This window comes from Atopomonas sediminilitoris (assembly GCF_022601735.1).
Taxonomy (GTDB): domain Bacteria; phylum Pseudomonadota; class Gammaproteobacteria; order Pseudomonadales; family Pseudomonadaceae; genus Atopomonas; species Atopomonas sediminilitoris.
Map to the genome: position 1 here is coordinate 353,789 of NZ_JAKUMM010000003.1, position 15,368 is coordinate 369,156.

The window sequence follows — 15,368 nt, forward strand, 5'->3', positions numbered from 1 at the left end:
TGAATCGAGTCGCGAATAACTACTTAGGGCATCGTCCGCTTCGGTGTGAATCGCCTTTTCGTTTGGGTGTGGCCTGTACAAATTCACATCCTAACAATGCGCTCAACGCCGCTCACTTCGTTCGCTGGACCGCCAAAAGCTGCGCTTTTAGCGGCCTGTTAGCTTAGGCGCAACTCGCTATGCTGCTCCAGAAGACGACCTTTGAGCGCTTGCTTCCTGCCGCACCGAGCGGCACAGGCCTCCTCACTCAGACCAGTTTCGGGTTCGAGTCAAATCGCAAACGACATTTCGATGTCACCGTTCCCGGAAGCCCGAAAGTCGAGCAAGGTATGACAGTGATCGCACTTCTAGAAATACCGAACAATTGGAGCTCTGACAGTTTCTTGGGCTGTGTTAACTGCGCTGATGGATCTCTGGCTTGCGATAGCCCCGGCAAACTGTTTGGCATCGCCTTAGTGAACCTCTATTTCTCCATCATGTTTCCAGTCAGAGCCTACGATGTCGTTGCCACCCCTTCGAGTGCAGACCTAATCGCATTCCTTATAGCAATCCTGTTCGCCGGTTTTGCCTTACGGTTCTTTTATCTTTCCGCAAAAGCCTTTCTTGTCAAAAGAACACTTGTGACCGTTCGTGAGTTCATCAAGCCTACCGAAAAATTCGCGGCTAACACTTTGATCGAGAAGGATGCTTCGCCGCAAAGCGGCTCGCGCCCTTCACCTTGATCGCTATGGGTATTTAAAATTGTCAATCGTCAACAATCGCAGAAATCAATATGAACGATGAACCGACACTAGAGACCTCACCATTATCACAACGAATTTCGAGCGGTGGCCGGACTGTTAGCGTCGAAATTTACCGCCTTGAAGGTGAAACTGCATGGGTTCTCGAAGTGGTCGATGAATTCAACAACTCAACAGTTTGGGACGACACATTCCAAAATGATTCCGCCGCGCTTATAGAGGCAAAAAAAACAATTTTGGCTGATGGCATCAACTCGCTAATTGGCCCAGAAGACGGCAAAGGCAAATGGAGTTAAAACACATACAAGCTGCTCACTTCGTTCGCTGCGACGACCTAAAGCCCGTCCCTTCGCTTAATCGTGAGGCGTAGGAAATGAGTGACACGTTGAGAAACAAACTGACTAGAGTTGCCCTAGAGTGGCAAGAAAAATTTGGTGTGGCGCCGCAAATCACAACAGCAATATCAGAGTTTGATGCTGCGATAATTATTGGAATGTCAGAAACTGAATATTCAGAATACATGCAAAATCAAACTGCAGTATCTAAAGGCCAAGACTTTACCTTCAACAACATCCGCTACCAAATTAAAGCCAACAGACCAAGCGGCAAACCCGGTAGCAAAGTTACGCTTGTACCAAAGGCAAAAAACTACGATTGGGATATTTTAATCTGGCTACTGTACGACAAGAACTATTCTTTACAAGAAGCATGGCAATGGAATGTGACAGAATATAAGAACCGGTTTCATAATCAAAAAAGGTTGTCACCAAATGACTACCGCTTGGGAACAAAGTTAGTTTGATCTAACATCGCGTAACAAGGGACTGCTACGGGCTGGTCACATACAACAAGCAGTTTGCCATGGACTGGATCGCTAAGAGTATATGGAGATGGTATTCACCTGGCAGTTGCCATCGCCGCCTATTGAAGCCTCTGAAGCGCTTAAGCTTCAGAGGCTTCTAGCCGCAAAGAGTCCGCGTTAATCCCTAGGCACACGCCTGCACTTCTACCGGCACGCCGTTAAGTGCGGTATTGCCGGAGAGGCGATCGATTAACTGTTCATCGGTGAGGTCATTGGCGCTCACGCCCACGAGTTCGCTGGCTTTGCTCATGCGGACGCCCTCGCGTTGATGGCCAAAACCGTGGGGCAAGCTGACCACGCCGGGCATGACTTCATCGCTGGCCTGCACCACCACATCGACAGCGCCTACACGCGTGCTGACACGTACGCGCTGACCATCGACCAGGCCACGTGGGGCGAGGTCGTCAGGGTGCATCAGCAGCTGGTGGCGCGGTTTACCTTTGATCAAGCGGTGGTAGTTGTGCATCCACGAGTTATTGCTGCGCACATGCCGGCGACCAATCAGCAACAAGCCCTCAGGTGCTTTGCTGTGCGCAAAGCGCTGCAACTCTTGCAGCAGTAACGCTGGCGCGGTTTCTACCTGCTTATTGCTCGTTTGTAAGCGCGCCGCCAGACAAGGCTTGAGCGGGCCAAGGTCAATGCCGTGCGGCTGCTCTTGCAATGCCTTTAACGTCAGTTTGTGCGAGCTCTTATCACCATAGGCACCCATGCGGATCGCCATATCGACCATCTGCGCCGGCTCAATCGCGGTCGGCGCTTTGTGACCTGCGCGTTCAGCGTAAGCCTTGGCCAGCCCCATGAAGATTTCCCAGTCATGTAGACTGCCGGCCGGCTTGGCAAAGACCGGCGCGTTGTAACGGGTGACGTTACGCACCGCGAGCATGTTAAAGCTCATGTCGTAGTGATCATGCTCGAGCGCCGAGGTGGGCGGCAGGATCAAGTCGGCATGGCGCGTGGTTTCGTTGAGATAAAAGTCGATGCTGAGCATGAACTCTAAGCCTTCCAGCGCACGATCTAACTGGCGGCCATTGGGGGTAGAGAGCACAGGATTGCCCGCTTGAGTAATCAGCGCCCGAATCTGCCCCTCCCCCGGCGTGAGCATTTCTTCAGCCAGCGCCGCCACTGGCAACTCACCGGCGAACTCCGGCAGCTGCGACACACGGCTGTGCCAACGGGCAAAGTTGCCGGGGCTCATGCTGTGCAGTAAGTCCATCGCAGGCTCGCTAAACATCATGCCACCTTCGGCATCGAGCTTACCGGCCACCAAGTTAATCAACTGGATCAGCCATTGACTGAGGCTGCCAAACACCTGAGTGGACACCCCCATGCGGCCATAGCATGCCGCACGCGGCGTCGCGGCAAACTCGCGCGCCAGCGTCTGAATCGTGTCTAGAGCCACGCCACAACGCTGCGCCTGCGCGGCCAGATCAAACGGGGCCAACGCCGCTTTAACAGCGGACAACTCAGCAAATGGCACGGCGCTGGGCGTGGTTAACGACTCATCGAGCAAGGTGCGCAAAAACACCAGCAAAAAGGCGGCATCTTCACCGGGACGAATAAACACATGTTGATCGGCTAACTCGGCGGTTTCACTGCGGCGCGGGTCCACCACCACTAGGCGACCGCGCGACTTCACCGCTTTAAGGCGCTTCTCCACATCGGGCACCGTCATGATGCTGCCATTGGAGGCCAACGGGTTGCCGCCCAGCACCAGCATAAAGTCGCAACGATCAATATCCGGCACCGGAATCAGCATTTGGTGGCCGTACATCAGGTGGCTGACTAAGTGATGAGGCAATTGGTCAACCGAGGTCGCCGAATAGCGGCTGCGCGTTTGTAGTTGCTTGTAGAAGTAGCTGGCGTGGGTCATCAGGCCGTAGTTGTGCACGCTGGGATTGCCGGCATACACCGCGACACTGTTTCCGCCATGCACGCTGGCAATACTGTGTAAACGCTCGGCCGCGTAAGCAAAGGCCTCGTCCCAACTGATGCTCTGCCACTGACCATCCACCTTGCGCAGCGGCTGACGCAAACGATCGGGGTCTTCCTGCAAATCCTGCAAGGCTACCGCTTTAGGGCAGATATGCCCGCGACTGAACGGGTCTTGTTTATCACCACGAATACTGACGATCTGCTCGCCATCGGTTTCAATCGCGAGGCCACAAATCGCCTCGCACAGGTTGCATGCACGAAAGTGTGTTTGACGCTGAGTCATCAGGGCTGCCTCTTATTGTGCTTATTGGGCGATAAAGCCTTTTTATGGCCTTACTTCTTATGCCCCCACTCTAGGTGTTCGCCTTAGCCCCGCCAAGCAAACCGACTGCCGGCGATGGCGCTGCATTAACCGTGGCAATAACACGCTGATTTGCAGGGACTTTAGGTTTGCTTATACCATCGGTCTTTTCCCCCAACGAACCCAAGCGCCGCTTGGGCCGACTGCCCTCAGTCCGCCCTCGTCGCTGGTTAGGTAGTGATGTGATGAACGTACGGCATTTTCTTTCCCTAATGGACATGACTCCCGATGAGCTGCGCAGCCTGATTCGCCGCGCCAGCGAGTTGAAAGAGCTACGCCAGCGCGGGGTGCTGTATGAGCCGCTGAAAAACCGTGTGCTGGGGATGATTTTTGAGAAGTCCTCAACCCGTACCCGCCTGTCCTTTGAGGCTGGGATGATTCAACTGGGCGGCCAAGCGATTTTCTTATCGCCGCGCGACACGCAGTTGGGCCGCGGTGAACCCTTACCCGACAGCGCGCGGGTGATTTCGCGCATGCTCGATGCTGTGATGATTCGCACCTTCGCGCATGCCACGCTGAAGAACTTTGCCGCGCACAGCCAAGTGCCGGTGATTAATGGCTTGTCTGACGACCTGCACCCCTGCCAGCTGCTGGCTGACATGCAGACCTTTCACGAGCACCGCGGCAGCATTCAAGGCAAAACCGTGGCTTGGGTTGGCGATGGCAACAACATGTGCAACACCTTCGCCCAAGCCGCTGAGCAGTTCGACTTCCAATTGCGCGTCGCCTGCCCTGAGGGCTTTGAGCCCAATGCGTTTTACCTGCAGCAAGCCAAGGGCCGCGTCACCATTACTCATGACCCGCGTGAAGCGGTAGAAGGCGCACACCTTGTCAGCACCGATGTGTGGGCCTCAATGGGCCAGGAAGATGAAGCCGAAGCGCGCATCGCCAAATTTAAAGGCTTCCAAGTAAGCCCCAAGATGATGGATGCAGCCGATAGCAGTGCGCTGTTTATGCATTGTTTGCCGGCGCATCGCGGTGAAGAAGTCAGCGTAGAAATGATGGACGACCCTCGCGCTGTGGTGTGGGACCAAGCGGAAAACCGCCTGCACGCGCAAAAAGCGTTGCTGGAAATGCTGGTCGAACACGCCTACCCCGCATGAGTGGCGCGCCCCTTTTGAGCTTGCAAGCACTGTCTTGCGGCTACGCTAAGCAAGCCGTTGTTCGCGGCCTGAGTCTGCACCTTAATCAAGGCGAAATTGGCTGCCTGCTCGGCCCCTCCGGCTGCGGCAAGACCACCACCTTACGGGCGATTGCAGGCTTTGAAACGATCAGCGCCGGCAAGATCCTGCTCGGCGAGCAAGTACTGTCGAAGCCCGGCTTCACCCTAGCCCCAGAGAAACGCCGCATCGGCATGGTGTTTCAAGACTATGCTTTGTTTCCGCATTTAAACGTGGCCGACAACGTGGCCTTTGGTGTTCGCGAGCACAGTGATGCCCGCAAAATCACCGACGAACTGCTGGAGCTGGTGCACTTAACCTCAGTCGCCAAACGCTTTCCGCATGAACTATCAGGCGGCCAGCAGCAACGCGTAGCGCTGGCCCGGGCATTGGCCCCGCAACCACAGCTACTGCTGATGGATGAGCCCTTCTCTAACCTCGATGGCGAGTTGCGGCGACGGCTCAGTCGCGAGGTGCGTGAGATTCTCAAGCTGCGTGGCACCAGCGCCATCTTGGTCACCCACGATCAAGAAGAAGCCTTCTCGGTGAGCGACCAAGTCGGCGTGTTCAATCACGGCCACCTTGAGCAGTGGGATACCCCCTTTAACCTGTATCACGAACCCTGCACACCGTTTGTCGCCAGCTTTATCGGCCAAGGCTATTTTATTCGCGGCCAATTACTGAGCCCCGATACAGTGCAAACCGAACTCGGTGTTATTCGCGGCAATCGTGCCTATACCTGGCCCAGCGGCAGCGCGGTAGACGTTCTGCTACGCCCCGATGACTTGATCCCCGATGTCGACAGCCCGCTTAAAGCACGCATTACCGGTAAGACGTTTTTAGGCGCGGCCACCTTGTATCGCCTACAGCTGCCCACCGGCACCCAGCTGGAGTCGCTGTTCCCCAGCCATGCCGACCACCCTCTGGGGAGCGAAGTGGGCATTCGCGTAGCCGCCGATCACCTCGTGGTGTTTACCGCCAGTGGCAGCGTGGCCGCTAAGGTCAGCCTCAGCGAAAGTAACAAGCTTAACGAAGGGCTGCTCTAGGCTCATCGCTGGTGTCAGGCGTAAGCGACCGGCACCTGCTTGTCACGGGCTACCTGCAAGGCATCACCGCTGCGTTTTAAGGTTTCTTCCCATGTTTCGCCCCGCTGCGCTTGGGCAAGACCAATGCGCACACGCACCTGCACTTGCAAACCGGTGAAGCAATAGGCCGCAATTTTGGCAGCCAAGCGCTCGGCGACCACCTCTGCGCCATTGCGATCGGTGTAATTGAGCACCATCAGAAACTCATCACCACCTAGACGCGCGACAAAATCCACGTCGCGCAGTACGCCTCGCAGCAGTTTGGCCAAGGTCATCAGCACTTGGTCACCCACCTCACTGCCGTACTCTGCGTTAACGCGGCTTAGCTGTTGAATATCCAGCAGCGCCAGAACAATTCCATGGCCACCGCGCGCCATCATGGCTTGTTGCTGATCTAAATAACGATGAGCTTGGCGGCGGTTATACAAGCCCGTCAGATCATCGGTTATGACTTGCTGCTGCGCCAAGTTGAGCGCGTGGGTTAACTCACGCACTTGTGTTTGCAGACCATGGCGCACACGGCTGATCTCAGACCCCATCAAGGTTAACCAAATCACCAGCATGACAAAGGCGATGCCCTGCTCTATCTCGGCACTCAGCGCGTCACCTTCCAACTCAACCAAACGCCAACCACTGAGTAAGGCAAAACCGGCTAACAACACCGAGCCGAGCTGAATAAAGCCGCGACCATCGAGCTTGAACACACCAAACAGCAAGACCATCGAGGATGCGGCCAAGAGTAAAAAATGAAAGTCATCCGCAAAAGCCGCCGTCATCAGCATCGTGACAATGGCCAAGAGCATTTGCGCTTGGGTCATGCTGGGGTCGGCGAAGCGTAGGTTAATCTGAGTGCGCACCAAGACAATAAAACTCAAGCAACTCAGTGCAACAAAGCCTGTGAGTCCTAACATGCCGGCCAGCGAAAAGCTTAAATGATCAAACGCATAAGCCAGCCACGTGAGCGCAACGAAGAATGCCAACCCGGCACTGGCCAACAAGATGCGCTGCAAACGCAGACGCTGAGCTTGAAAAGGTGTCAGCATGCAGACTCCTTGAGGACACCTTTGCAGCATAGTCGTTTAAACCTTAACCGCTGCGCGGTCGAGCACGATCGCTCAGCACGCTACAACTTGCTCAAGCTTTTGAGTGGGTAAATATCGTATCGGCTGCTTTGCCCTGCCAGCACTTGTGCAGGCGCAATACCAGCCACAGCAGGCGCCTTGCGTGGCCGCTTAACCACCACACGGTGCGTGGCCAAGGCCAAGGCCGCCGCCAGCAGATCGTGCGCATCATCGTCATCGCCAACCAGCGGGCGGAACAAGCGCATTTCTTTTTTCACCAACGCGCTCTTATCCCGATGCGGAAACATCGGATCAAGGTGGATCACTTGTGGCGCCTCGCCTTGCCAATCCCGCATCAAGGCAATCGCATCACCGTGCAACAAGCTCATGTTGCGCACAATGGGCGCCGCATCAGGGTCTGCTGTGGCGCGTGCTAAGCCGTCGGCCAATAAAGCGGCCACCAACGGCACACGCTCAATCAGCGTCACCACGCAACCAAGACTGGCCAACACAAAAGCATCCCGACCAAGCCCTGCTGTAGCGTCCAACACCGTAGGTCGCACGCCGCCTTTAACCCCCACCGCCTTGGCGACCATCTGCCCTGCACCGCCACCAAACTGACGCCGATGTGCGTTGGCCCCGCCAGCAAAGTCCACCCACACCGGCCCCGGTGCGCCTTTGCCAAGCTCTTGCAGGCGCAAGCCAAACGAGCCGACCTGCAGCAGCAGGTCCCACTCGTCAGCGGCACTGTCTGCCGCCACCTGCGGCAAATTCAACTGCTGCGCCAGCGATGAAGCCTGCGTAGTAAACGCCGCGGACTCAGCCTGCACCGCCAAGCGCACGTGTATTTGAGGTTCTGACATGACCAACGGTACTCAACACTTGGCCATAACGGCCGACAGCAACAAAGATGCGGCATTTTGCCAGAGGCGCTACGCCCTGTCGCATCGGGAGCAACAATGCATAGCGTGACCCACAGCAATGACCTTGAACACAGCTTGCAAGCCAGCAAGCAACAGTCGCTGCACTTTCAAATCCTCAAGCGCACCTTAAACATTGAGGACACGCCAACGCCAGCGCCAACCTCTGCCAGCTCTGCCACCACCGAGCCACTGACAGAGCGTGGCGCGCAGCCTGCCGAGCCTTTGTCTGACATCGACTGGCAAGCGGCACAAGCGCGCACCTTGAGTGCCCTAGAAGCGCAACGCAGCAGCGAACTTAACCTAAGCGTTAACGCCGAACCCAAAGTTAAAGACCCGCTCGTACTGGATCTCGCCGGCAACGGCTTTAGCACCCGTGGCTTGGCGCAAGCGGTGCGTTTTGACTTAGACGCGGATGGCCACAGCGAAGCCGTCAGCTTAAGCAACGCTGACGATGCGCTATTGGCGCTGGACCGCAACAACAATGGCCGCATCGACAATGGTCGCGAGTTGTTTGGCGACCAAAATGGCGCGGCGCATGGCTTTGCCGAACTGGCCAAATACGATGACAACGCCGACGGACAAATAGACGCCAATGACCGTGTCTACAGCAATCTGCTGTTGGTGCAGTTTGACGAGCAAGGCCGTCAACGCATCAGCGGCTTAGCCGAGCAAGGGATTCGTTCCATTAGCCTAGGTTTCAGCGCCAGCACACAAGCCATCAACACCTACGATCGGCTTGCGCAGTTGGGCGAATTCACTTGGCAGGACGGGCGACGTGGGCAAGCCGCGGATGTGTTACTGGCCACCCAAGGCTAATAACGCCTGCGCCTTAAGCGTACAAGTCCAGCCCTGCTAGGCTGGTGGCGTCGCTGTCGTTAGCGTATTGCTCGGTAGTGCTGTAACTGGCCAAGGCTTGCTGCGCGCGGTTACTAATCGGACGCTGCAAGGTGGCATCACGCAGGGTAGCCGGCAATTTAGCGTCCGCTTGCGACAGGGCCTCAACGCGGCGCTTTAATTGCTCTGCGTCGCCCTGCTGAGTGGGCGCCGAAGGCGGTGGTAAGGGTAACGCCCGCTCTTGTTCGGACGCACCGGTGCCCTGCCCACTGCGCGGAGCAGGACGTGGCTGGCCATACGCCGAAGCAAAACCGTCAATTCTCATAGCGTCAATAAATCCACACTGCTTTAGCAATCTAGCTAGAAGCATGCCGACTGACAAATACCGCCAGTCGCCTAAGGTTGTTTTTTGGGGGTCGCGACCTTGTCGCGCAGGTACACCGGCTGCGCGTCTGCGGCATCCACCGCCTCGCCATTAGCCCAACCGTGCAAAGCTAAACGCAGTAAATCTTCAGCATGCGGCAATAAGGCGGCATCACAGGCAGACGGCTTAACCGCTAATCGCTCGGCATAGCCCCAGCCCGTGCCGGCACCAAAACACTCAGCCTCACGCCAGCGTTCAGGCAAAGCCACCGACTCCGGCGCCAAAACCGCTTCGCTACCGACCAGCTGCATGACCTCATCCTGCAGCTGATAACAGCCCCAGTAGACTTCATCCATGCGTGCATCAATGGCGGTGGCGACTTGTTGCGCCCCCTGCTCACGCCAGGCGCGCTGCGCCAGCATGGCCAAATTCGACACAGCCAACACCGGCCGATCCAACGCTAACGCCAAGCCCTGCACCATGCCCGTGGCAATACGCACCCCCGTAAAAGCTCCGGGGCCGCGGCCAAAAGCCAGCGCATCAATCGCGCTCATCGGCAGCTGCGCTTCAGCCAGCAGCGCCTTGATCATCGGCAGCAACTCTTGCGCATGCAAACGCGGAATCACAGCGTAATTACTGAGGCTTTGCCCTTGATGCCACAACGCCACAGAGCAGGCTTCTGTTGCAGTATCCAAGGCCAACACGGTCGTCATAGCAGGTCTCTATAGGGCAATAAACGGTGAACGGTAAAACAACAACGGCCCGCCAAGCGAGCCGTTGCATGATACATCCCGCGTCGCTTAACTCAGCGCGGCAAGTACCTTGGCAGTGATCGCTTCAACCGAGCCGACACCTTCTACTTTTGAGCACTTCGGCGTGCCGTTGGCCGCTTCTTGTTGCGCGTAAAAGTCGACCAGTGGCTTGGTTTGTTCGTGGTACACGGTCAAACGCTTGCGCACGGTTTCTTCACTGTCATCCGGACGTTGCAGCAAATCTTCGCCAGTTTCGTCATCTTTACCTTCCACTTTCGGCGGATTGTAGGTGACGTGATAAACACGGCCAGAGGCTTCGTGCACACGACGACCGGAGATGCGCTGGACGATTTCTTCGTCGGCAACGGCAATTTCCAATACGTGATCAATGGCCACGCCGGCTTCTTTCAGCGCTTCGGCTTGCGGAATAGTGCGCGGGAAGCCATCAAACAAGCAGCCTTGAGCGCAGTCAGCTTGGGTCAGGCGGTCTTTGATTAAGGCGATGATCAAATCATCCGAAACCAACCCGCCAGAGGCCATGATGTCTTTAACCTGCAAGCCCAATGGGCTACCCGCTTTAACAGCGGCACGCAGCATATCGCCGGTGGAGATCTGCGGAATACCGAACTTCTCGGTGATAAAACGGGCTTGGGTACCTTTACCGGCGCCCGGTGCTCCCAGCAAGATTACGCGCATGGGTGTGCTCCTCAAGTGTGCTAAAGACTAAGGAGCCCGCCGGCACAAGGCAGGCTCCCAGAAATTCGGTACGCAGTCACAAAACGCAAAAAGGCCGGACAAGATACACAGCAGCCCCGTTCTGCACAAGCATTGGGCAGGCGAGCCCCAAAATACGGCATTTGTGACCAAGCATCTTGTCTTAGTCACAAATGCAAAACAACCCAGCAAGTCAGTCAGCTTTAGCCGGTATTACGCAACCCCGCGGCAATACCCGCGACAGTCACCAGCAGCGCACGCTCTACGGGGCTATCCAGCTCGCCCGCTTGCTCGCGCGAGCGTGCCAGCAGCTCGGCTTGCAATAAGTGCAGCGGATCGAGGTAGCTATCGCGCACACTCAGCGCGGCACGAATATCAGGCGCACCCTCTAACAGCTCGCTTTGCCCCGTCAGCGTCAATATCACTTGCTGCATTCTGGCTAGGCGTTGGCGCAGGGATTCTCCCAAAGCTTTGTGCTCGTCGGCTACCAGCCGTTCGTCGTACAAACGGGCAATCGAGGCGTCTGCCTTGGCCAAAACCATTTCCAGCATGTCGATACGCGTGCGGAAAAACGGCCATTGCGCGCGCATCGCCTGCAAGGTTTTACCGTGACCATCGACCAAGGCTTGCTCCAAGGCTGACTCCCAGCCTAGCCACGACGGCAGCATCAGGCGCGTTTGCGTCCAAGCAAATATCCACGGAATGGCGCGCAGCGACTCAATCCCTCCGGCACGGCGCTTGGCCGGTCGACTGCCCAGCGGCAGGCGACCCAGCTCTTGTTCAGGCGTGGCCTGGCGGAAGTACTCAACAAACGTTGGCGTACCGCGCACCACCTCGCGATAGCCGGCTACCCCTTGCTCGGCCAAGTTATCCATCAACTTACGCCAAGCGGCCTTGGGTTGTTGCGGCGGCGCCAAGGTCGCCTCCAATACCGCCGCGACATACATTTCTAAGCTCTGTACCGCCAATTCGGGCAAGCCGAACTTGAAACGAATCATCTCGCCCTGCTCGGTGACCCGGAAGCGCCCCGCCACCGAACCCGGCGGCTGCGACAAAATCGCCGCGTGCGCCGGACCACCGCCGCGCCCCACGGTACCGCCACGGCCGTGGAACAAAATCAGCTCGACTTCATGGTTGCGGCACACTTGCACCAAGCGCTCTTGCGCACGGTACTGCGCCCATGTCGCGGCCAAGGTGCCCGCATCTTTGGAGGAGTCCGAATAGCCAATCATCACCTCTTGCGGGCCGGCCAAATAATGTCGGTAGCCTTCAAGCCCGAGCAAGGTATTGATGCACTTGCCGGCAAACTCCAAGTCATCCAAGGTTTCGAACAAGGGCACCACGCGCATAGGCCGCTGCAGACCTGCTTCTTTGAGCAGCAGCAAAACCGCCAACACATCCGAGGGCGCGCCGGCCATAGAAATCACGTAGGAACCCAGCGCCCCTTGTGGTGCTTGCGCGGCCACCTTGCAGGTCGCTAGCACCTCGGCGGTGTCGGCACTGGCGGCAAAATTGAGCGGTACCAGTGGCCGTGGGTTTTCCAGCTCTTTAAGCAAGAAAGATTGCCGTTTCGCTTCGCGCCACTGGCTGTAGTCACCCAGGCCTAACGCTTGGGTAATTTCACTCAAGGCTTGGGTATGGCGCGTTGATTCTTGACGCAAATCTAAGCGCGCCAAAAACAGGCCAAAGGTTGCCGCACGGCGCAAGGTGTCAGTCAGCGCGCCGTCGGCAATCAAGCCCAAGCCACTGGCGTGCAGCGAGTCGTAGCACAACTGCAAGGGCGCAATCAGCTCGGCGTTATCGTGCAGCACGGGTGCAGGCGGTTCGACATCGCCACTGAGGGCGTCATGTGCCCACTGCCGAGTAACGCGCAAGCGCTCACGCAATTGCTTAAGCACGGCACGATACGGCTCGCGGCTGTCGCCGGCTTGCACCAGCAATGCCGGCGTGGCGGCAACCATTGATAACTCGGCGGCCAAATCGTCCACATCACGCAGATACAAGTCAGCGGCCATCCAGCGGGCCAGCATCAGCACCTCACGCGTCACGCTGGCGGTGACATTAGGATTACCATCCCGGTCACCGCCCATCCATGAGGCAAACCGCACCGGTGAAGCCAACAAAGGTAAGCGCTCGCCTGTGGCGGACTGCAGCGCATGATCAACCTTGCGCAAATAGTTGGGGATTGCTTGCCACAGCGAGTTTTCGATCACGGCAAAGCCCCACTTAGCCTCATCCACCGGCGTTGGTCGGGCATGGCGGATTTCATCAGTATGCCAAGCGCTGGCAATCAACCGTGCCAAGCGGGTGCGGCAACGCGCTTGTTCGGCGACGGTTAAATCACTGTGATCACGCCAGGCCAGCTGCGCAGAAATCGCATCGTATTTTTGGATTAAAGTCCGGCGACTGACTTCAGTGGGGTGCGCGGTTAACACCAACTCCACCTCCAGCGCGGCTAACTGCCGCGCCAAATCAGCACCTTGATGCCCTTCAGCTTGCAAGCGCGCCAGCAACTCGCTCAGCACGCGATCTTCAAAGCGACTGGGTTCGCCGTCTTGCAGGCGGCGCATGCGTTGGTATTGCTCGGAAATATTGGCCAGATTAAGAAACTGATTAAACGCACGCGCCACTTGCACCACTTGCTCGTCATCCAGCTCGGCCAGCGCTTGCTGCAGCACTTTGGCCCCTTCATTGGAGCCTTGGCGCGCCGACTTAGCGCCCAAGCGAATCCGCTCAATACGCGCCAACATGTCTTCGCCAAGGTGACTGCTGATCACCTCGCCAAGCAACTCGCCAAGCTGACGAACGTTATCGCGAAGATGGGCATCTATCTCAAACATGACGGCTTCCTTTGCATGACTGGGCAAACACAACATTAGCTTGCAGCGGGCGACGCGGGCTTACAAGGCTGCGACATTAGCGCTGCTCACTCACCACAGCAGACTAGGCTAAACAGTAGCGGCCCGCGCGGCACCGTGTGTTGAGCCAGCACAAATAACCCTCGATAACGCTTGGCAAAGCAAGGAGATCCCCGATGAAAATTCGCGAACTGGTCGAGCAATGGGAGGCGCACGACAAAGGGCGCCTCACCCGTCGCGAATATGCTATCCCGCTAACGTTAGAAGACGCGGCACGCTTGGCTGCTTTGGGGGAGATGTACCCCAAGCGGCAGCTGCAAGACCTACTGGGTGACTTAGTCAGCGCCGCACTGGATGAGCTTGAAGGCAGCTTTCCCTATGTACAGGGCAGCAAGGTGGTCGCCACAGACGAATTAGGCGACCCGCTGTATGAAGATATCGGCCAAACACCGCGCTACTTAGCCTTATCGCGCAAGCATTTGGCCGAGATGATTGCAGCCAATAAAGCGCCGCCGCACTGAGACTTGCCCTGCGCGGCGGGGTTATGAAGGCTTTAAGCGGCGAGCTGCCGCATTACTGCGCCGGTGCTGGCGGCTGGCCACTCGCGGCGCTGCCCATGGCGCAGCGTACGGCGCGCTTACGGTCATCCACCAGCACACCGCTTAAGCCTGGCTGCTTGGTATCAAATAACACCATCACGCCATCGATACACTGCGCCACCTGTTCGGCAGGCTTCAGGCTGACTGAGTAATCCTCCCCTTCGACGGTTTTCAGCATGGTGTACTCGGCCAACAACAGGGCATCTTCGGGTTTGGCCTCATGCAAATAGCCGTAATGACTCAACGCCACCACAGACACCACCACACTGCCGATGGCAGTCAAAATGTACGGCAAAGGGTTTTCTACACTCATCAGTCACACTCCAATCAATCGCCACCCGCGCGCGTCTCGCCTTGCGGCCCACGCCCTGCCATCGCCACCGCAAGGCGGTCGGCAAGACGGGCAAACGGCAAACTTTGAATCCACACCGTGCCGGTGCCTTTTAAGGTGGCCAAGAGTAAGCCTTCGCCACCAAACAGCAAGCTTTTCAAGCCGCCACTGAGCGCAATGCTGTAATCCAGACCAGCGCTAAAGGCAACCAAACAGCCGGTGTCTAAGCGCAAGGTTTCATCGTTTAACTCTCGGCGAATCAACGTGCCACCGGCGTGAATAAAGGCCAAACCATCGCCTTCGAGCTTCTGCAAAATAAAGCCCTCACCGCCAAACAACCCCGCGCCCAAGCGCTTACTAAAGCTGATCCCCACCGAGGTACCGTAAGCGGCGGCGAGAAAACTGTCTTTCTGGCAGATCAGCGCACCGCCCACATCCGGCAGAGCAATCGCTTCAATTGAACCCGGATAAGGCGCAGCAAACCCCACGCTGCGCTTGTGTTTGCCCTCATTACTGAAGTGGGTCAGAAACAGCGATTCGCCGGTGAACAAGCGCTTGCCCACCCCCCACAACTTGCCCAGCACGCCCGATTCGCTACCGTCGCCAAGGCGGGTATCGAAGCGAATATCCTCCTGCATGAAGATCATCGAGCCCGCCTCGGCGATCACCGCCTCATCCGGATCTAGTTGCACCTCAAGCGCTTGGAGCGACGCGCCGTGAATCTGGTAATCCAAACGATGCGCTGGCATCAATACCTCCTTCGTGAAAAAACCCGCACAGGCTTAACCTGCG

General features: G+C 57.1%; 16 protein-coding genes. 7 read left to right on the forward strand and 9 right to left on the reverse strand.

All coding sequences use genetic code 11. From position 1 onward, the window contains the following. The first annotated feature begins 179 nt into the window (after nucleotides 1–179). The 3 genes from MKI83_RS06275 (at nucleotide 180) to MKI83_RS06285 (ending at nucleotide 1,542) form a co-directional block, all read left to right on the forward strand. A complete protein-coding gene (locus MKI83_RS06275; protein WP_241584086.1) occupies nucleotides 180–722 on the forward strand; it encodes a hypothetical protein in 543 nt (180 codons plus the stop codon). Nucleotides 723–772: 50 nt separating this feature from the next. Beyond that, on the forward strand, nucleotides 773–1,036 hold the full coding sequence (locus MKI83_RS06280; RefSeq protein ID WP_241584088.1) for a hypothetical protein: 264 nt from the start codon (nucleotides 773–775) through the stop codon (nucleotides 1,034–1,036). Between the two features lie 77 nt (nucleotides 1,037–1,113). After that, nucleotides 1,114–1,542: a hypothetical protein gene (locus tag MKI83_RS06285; RefSeq protein ID WP_241584090.1), complete on the forward strand. Its 429-nt coding sequence runs from the start codon at nucleotides 1,114–1,116 to the stop codon at nucleotides 1,540–1,542. Between the two features lie 184 nt (nucleotides 1,543–1,726). On the opposite strand, the gene MKI83_RS06290 is transcribed toward MKI83_RS06285, so the two are convergent. After that, on the reverse strand, nucleotides 1,727–3,817 hold the full coding sequence (locus MKI83_RS06290) for a molybdopterin oxidoreductase family protein (RefSeq protein ID WP_241584092.1): 2,091 nt from the start codon (nucleotides 3,815–3,817) through the stop codon (nucleotides 1,727–1,729). Between the two features lie 263 nt (nucleotides 3,818–4,080). Here MKI83_RS06290 and argF point away from each other — a divergent pair, with 263 nt between their 5' ends. Beyond that, nucleotides 4,081–4,998 (forward strand): ornithine carbamoyltransferase, encoded by a 918-nt coding sequence (gene argF / locus MKI83_RS06295; RefSeq protein ID WP_241584093.1) that lies wholly within the window; start codon nucleotides 4,081–4,083, stop codon nucleotides 4,996–4,998. Next, nucleotides 4,995–6,101, forward strand: coding sequence for an ABC transporter ATP-binding protein (locus MKI83_RS06300; protein ID WP_241584095.1), 1,107 nt, complete (start codon nucleotides 4,995–4,997; stop codon nucleotides 6,099–6,101). The genes argF and MKI83_RS06300 overlap by 4 nt, the downstream gene beginning before the upstream one ends. Nucleotides 6,102–6,115: 14 nt before the next feature. Here MKI83_RS06300 and MKI83_RS06305 read toward each other — a convergent pair whose 3' ends face one another. Then, entirely contained in the window at nucleotides 6,116–7,183 is a 1,068-nt protein-coding gene (locus tag MKI83_RS06305; protein ID WP_241584098.1) for a GGDEF domain-containing protein, read from the reverse strand. A gap of 80 nt (nucleotides 7,184–7,263) precedes the next feature. Beyond that, nucleotides 7,264–8,064: a class I SAM-dependent methyltransferase gene (locus MKI83_RS06310; protein WP_241584100.1), complete on the reverse strand. Its 801-nt coding sequence runs from the start codon at nucleotides 8,062–8,064 to the stop codon at nucleotides 7,264–7,266. Between the two features lie 96 nt (nucleotides 8,065–8,160). Between MKI83_RS06310 and MKI83_RS06315 the strand changes: the two genes are divergently transcribed. Further along, entirely contained in the window at nucleotides 8,161–8,940 is a 780-nt protein-coding gene (locus MKI83_RS06315) for an SPM autocatalytic domain-containing protein (RefSeq protein WP_241584102.1), read from the forward strand. A 13-nt stretch (nucleotides 8,941–8,953) separates the two neighbouring features. Here the strand turns inward: MKI83_RS06315 and MKI83_RS06320 are convergent, their stop codons facing one another. The 4 genes from MKI83_RS06320 to ppc all read right to left on the reverse strand — a co-directional run bounded on the left by MKI83_RS06320 (nucleotide 8,954) and on the right by ppc (nucleotide 13,628). After that, on the reverse strand, nucleotides 8,954–9,283 hold the full coding sequence (locus MKI83_RS06320; protein WP_241584104.1) for a hypothetical protein: 330 nt from the start codon (nucleotides 9,281–9,283) through the stop codon (nucleotides 8,954–8,956). Between the two features lie 71 nt (nucleotides 9,284–9,354). Continuing rightward, the gene (tsaB, locus tag MKI83_RS06325) at nucleotides 9,355–10,035 is read right to left on the reverse strand and encodes a tRNA (adenosine(37)-N6)-threonylcarbamoyltransferase complex dimerization subunit type 1 TsaB (RefSeq protein ID WP_241584106.1); all 681 of its coding nucleotides are present in this window, start codon (nucleotides 10,033–10,035) and stop codon (nucleotides 9,355–9,357) included. 87 nt (nucleotides 10,036–10,122) lie between these two features. Then, nucleotides 10,123–10,770, reverse strand: coding sequence for an adenylate kinase (gene adk / locus MKI83_RS06330; RefSeq protein ID WP_241584107.1), 648 nt, complete (start codon nucleotides 10,768–10,770; stop codon nucleotides 10,123–10,125). Between the two features lie 221 nt (nucleotides 10,771–10,991). Further along, a complete protein-coding gene (gene ppc, locus MKI83_RS06335) occupies nucleotides 10,992–13,628 on the reverse strand; it encodes a phosphoenolpyruvate carboxylase (RefSeq protein WP_241584109.1) in 2,637 nt (878 codons plus the stop codon). Between the two features lie 194 nt (nucleotides 13,629–13,822). Between ppc and MKI83_RS06340 the strand changes: the two genes are divergently transcribed. Then, nucleotides 13,823–14,167, forward strand: coding sequence for a pilin assembly protein (locus MKI83_RS06340; protein WP_241584111.1), 345 nt, complete (start codon nucleotides 13,823–13,825; stop codon nucleotides 14,165–14,167). Between the two features lie 52 nt (nucleotides 14,168–14,219). Here the strand turns inward: MKI83_RS06340 and MKI83_RS06345 are convergent, their stop codons facing one another. Beyond that, entirely contained in the window at nucleotides 14,220–14,558 is a 339-nt protein-coding gene (locus tag MKI83_RS06345; RefSeq protein WP_241584113.1) for a PA3694 family proteiin, read from the reverse strand. Between the two features lie 14 nt (nucleotides 14,559–14,572). Next, complete coding sequence (locus MKI83_RS06350) at nucleotides 14,573–15,325, reverse strand: TIGR00266 family protein (RefSeq protein WP_241584115.1); 753 nt, start codon at nucleotides 15,323–15,325, stop codon at nucleotides 14,573–14,575. Nucleotides 15,326–15,368 lie beyond the last annotated feature (43 nt).

Excerpts from the sequence above, each read along its gene's own strand:
- MKI83_RS06290 (WP_241584092.1), bottom strand. The coding sequence starts at position 3,817 with ATGACTCAGCGTCAAACACACTTTCGTGCATGCAACCTGTGCGAGGCG.
- MKI83_RS06340 (WP_241584111.1), top strand. The coding sequence starts at position 13,823 with ATGAAAATTCGCGAACTGGTCGAGCAATGGGAGGCGCACGACAAAGGG.
- MKI83_RS06310 (WP_241584100.1), bottom strand. The coding sequence starts at position 8,064 with ATGTCAGAACCTCAAATACACGTGCGCTTGGCGGTGCAGGCTGAGTCC.
- MKI83_RS06345 (WP_241584113.1), bottom strand. The coding sequence starts at position 14,558 with ATGAGTGTAGAAAACCCTTTGCCGTACATTTTGACTGCCATCGGCAGT.
- MKI83_RS06305 (WP_241584098.1), bottom strand. The coding sequence starts at position 7,183 with ATGCTGACACCTTTTCAAGCTCAGCGTCTGCGTTTGCAGCGCATCTTG.
- MKI83_RS06280 (WP_241584088.1), top strand. The coding sequence starts at position 773 with ATGAACGATGAACCGACACTAGAGACCTCACCATTATCACAACGAATT.
- argF (WP_241584093.1), top strand. The coding sequence starts at position 4,081 with ATGAACGTACGGCATTTTCTTTCCCTAATGGACATGACTCCCGATGAG.
- MKI83_RS06350 (WP_241584115.1), bottom strand. The coding sequence starts at position 15,325 with ATGCCAGCGCATCGTTTGGATTACCAGATTCACGGCGCGTCGCTCCAA.
- tsaB (WP_241584106.1), bottom strand. The coding sequence starts at position 10,035 with ATGACGACCGTGTTGGCCTTGGATACTGCAACAGAAGCCTGCTCTGTG.
- MKI83_RS06285 (WP_241584090.1), top strand. The coding sequence starts at position 1,114 with ATGAGTGACACGTTGAGAAACAAACTGACTAGAGTTGCCCTAGAGTGG.
- MKI83_RS06315 (WP_241584102.1), top strand. The coding sequence starts at position 8,161 with ATGCATAGCGTGACCCACAGCAATGACCTTGAACACAGCTTGCAAGCC.
- MKI83_RS06320 (WP_241584104.1), bottom strand. The coding sequence starts at position 9,283 with ATGAGAATTGACGGTTTTGCTTCGGCGTATGGCCAGCCACGTCCTGCT.
- adk (WP_241584107.1), bottom strand. The coding sequence starts at position 10,770 with ATGCGCGTAATCTTGCTGGGAGCACCGGGCGCCGGTAAAGGTACCCAA.
- MKI83_RS06300 (WP_241584095.1), top strand. The coding sequence starts at position 4,995 with ATGAGTGGCGCGCCCCTTTTGAGCTTGCAAGCACTGTCTTGCGGCTAC.
- MKI83_RS06275 (WP_241584086.1), top strand. The coding sequence starts at position 180 with ATGCTGCTCCAGAAGACGACCTTTGAGCGCTTGCTTCCTGCCGCACCG.
- ppc (WP_241584109.1), bottom strand. The coding sequence starts at position 13,628 with ATGTTTGAGATAGATGCCCATCTTCGCGATAACGTTCGTCAGCTTGGC.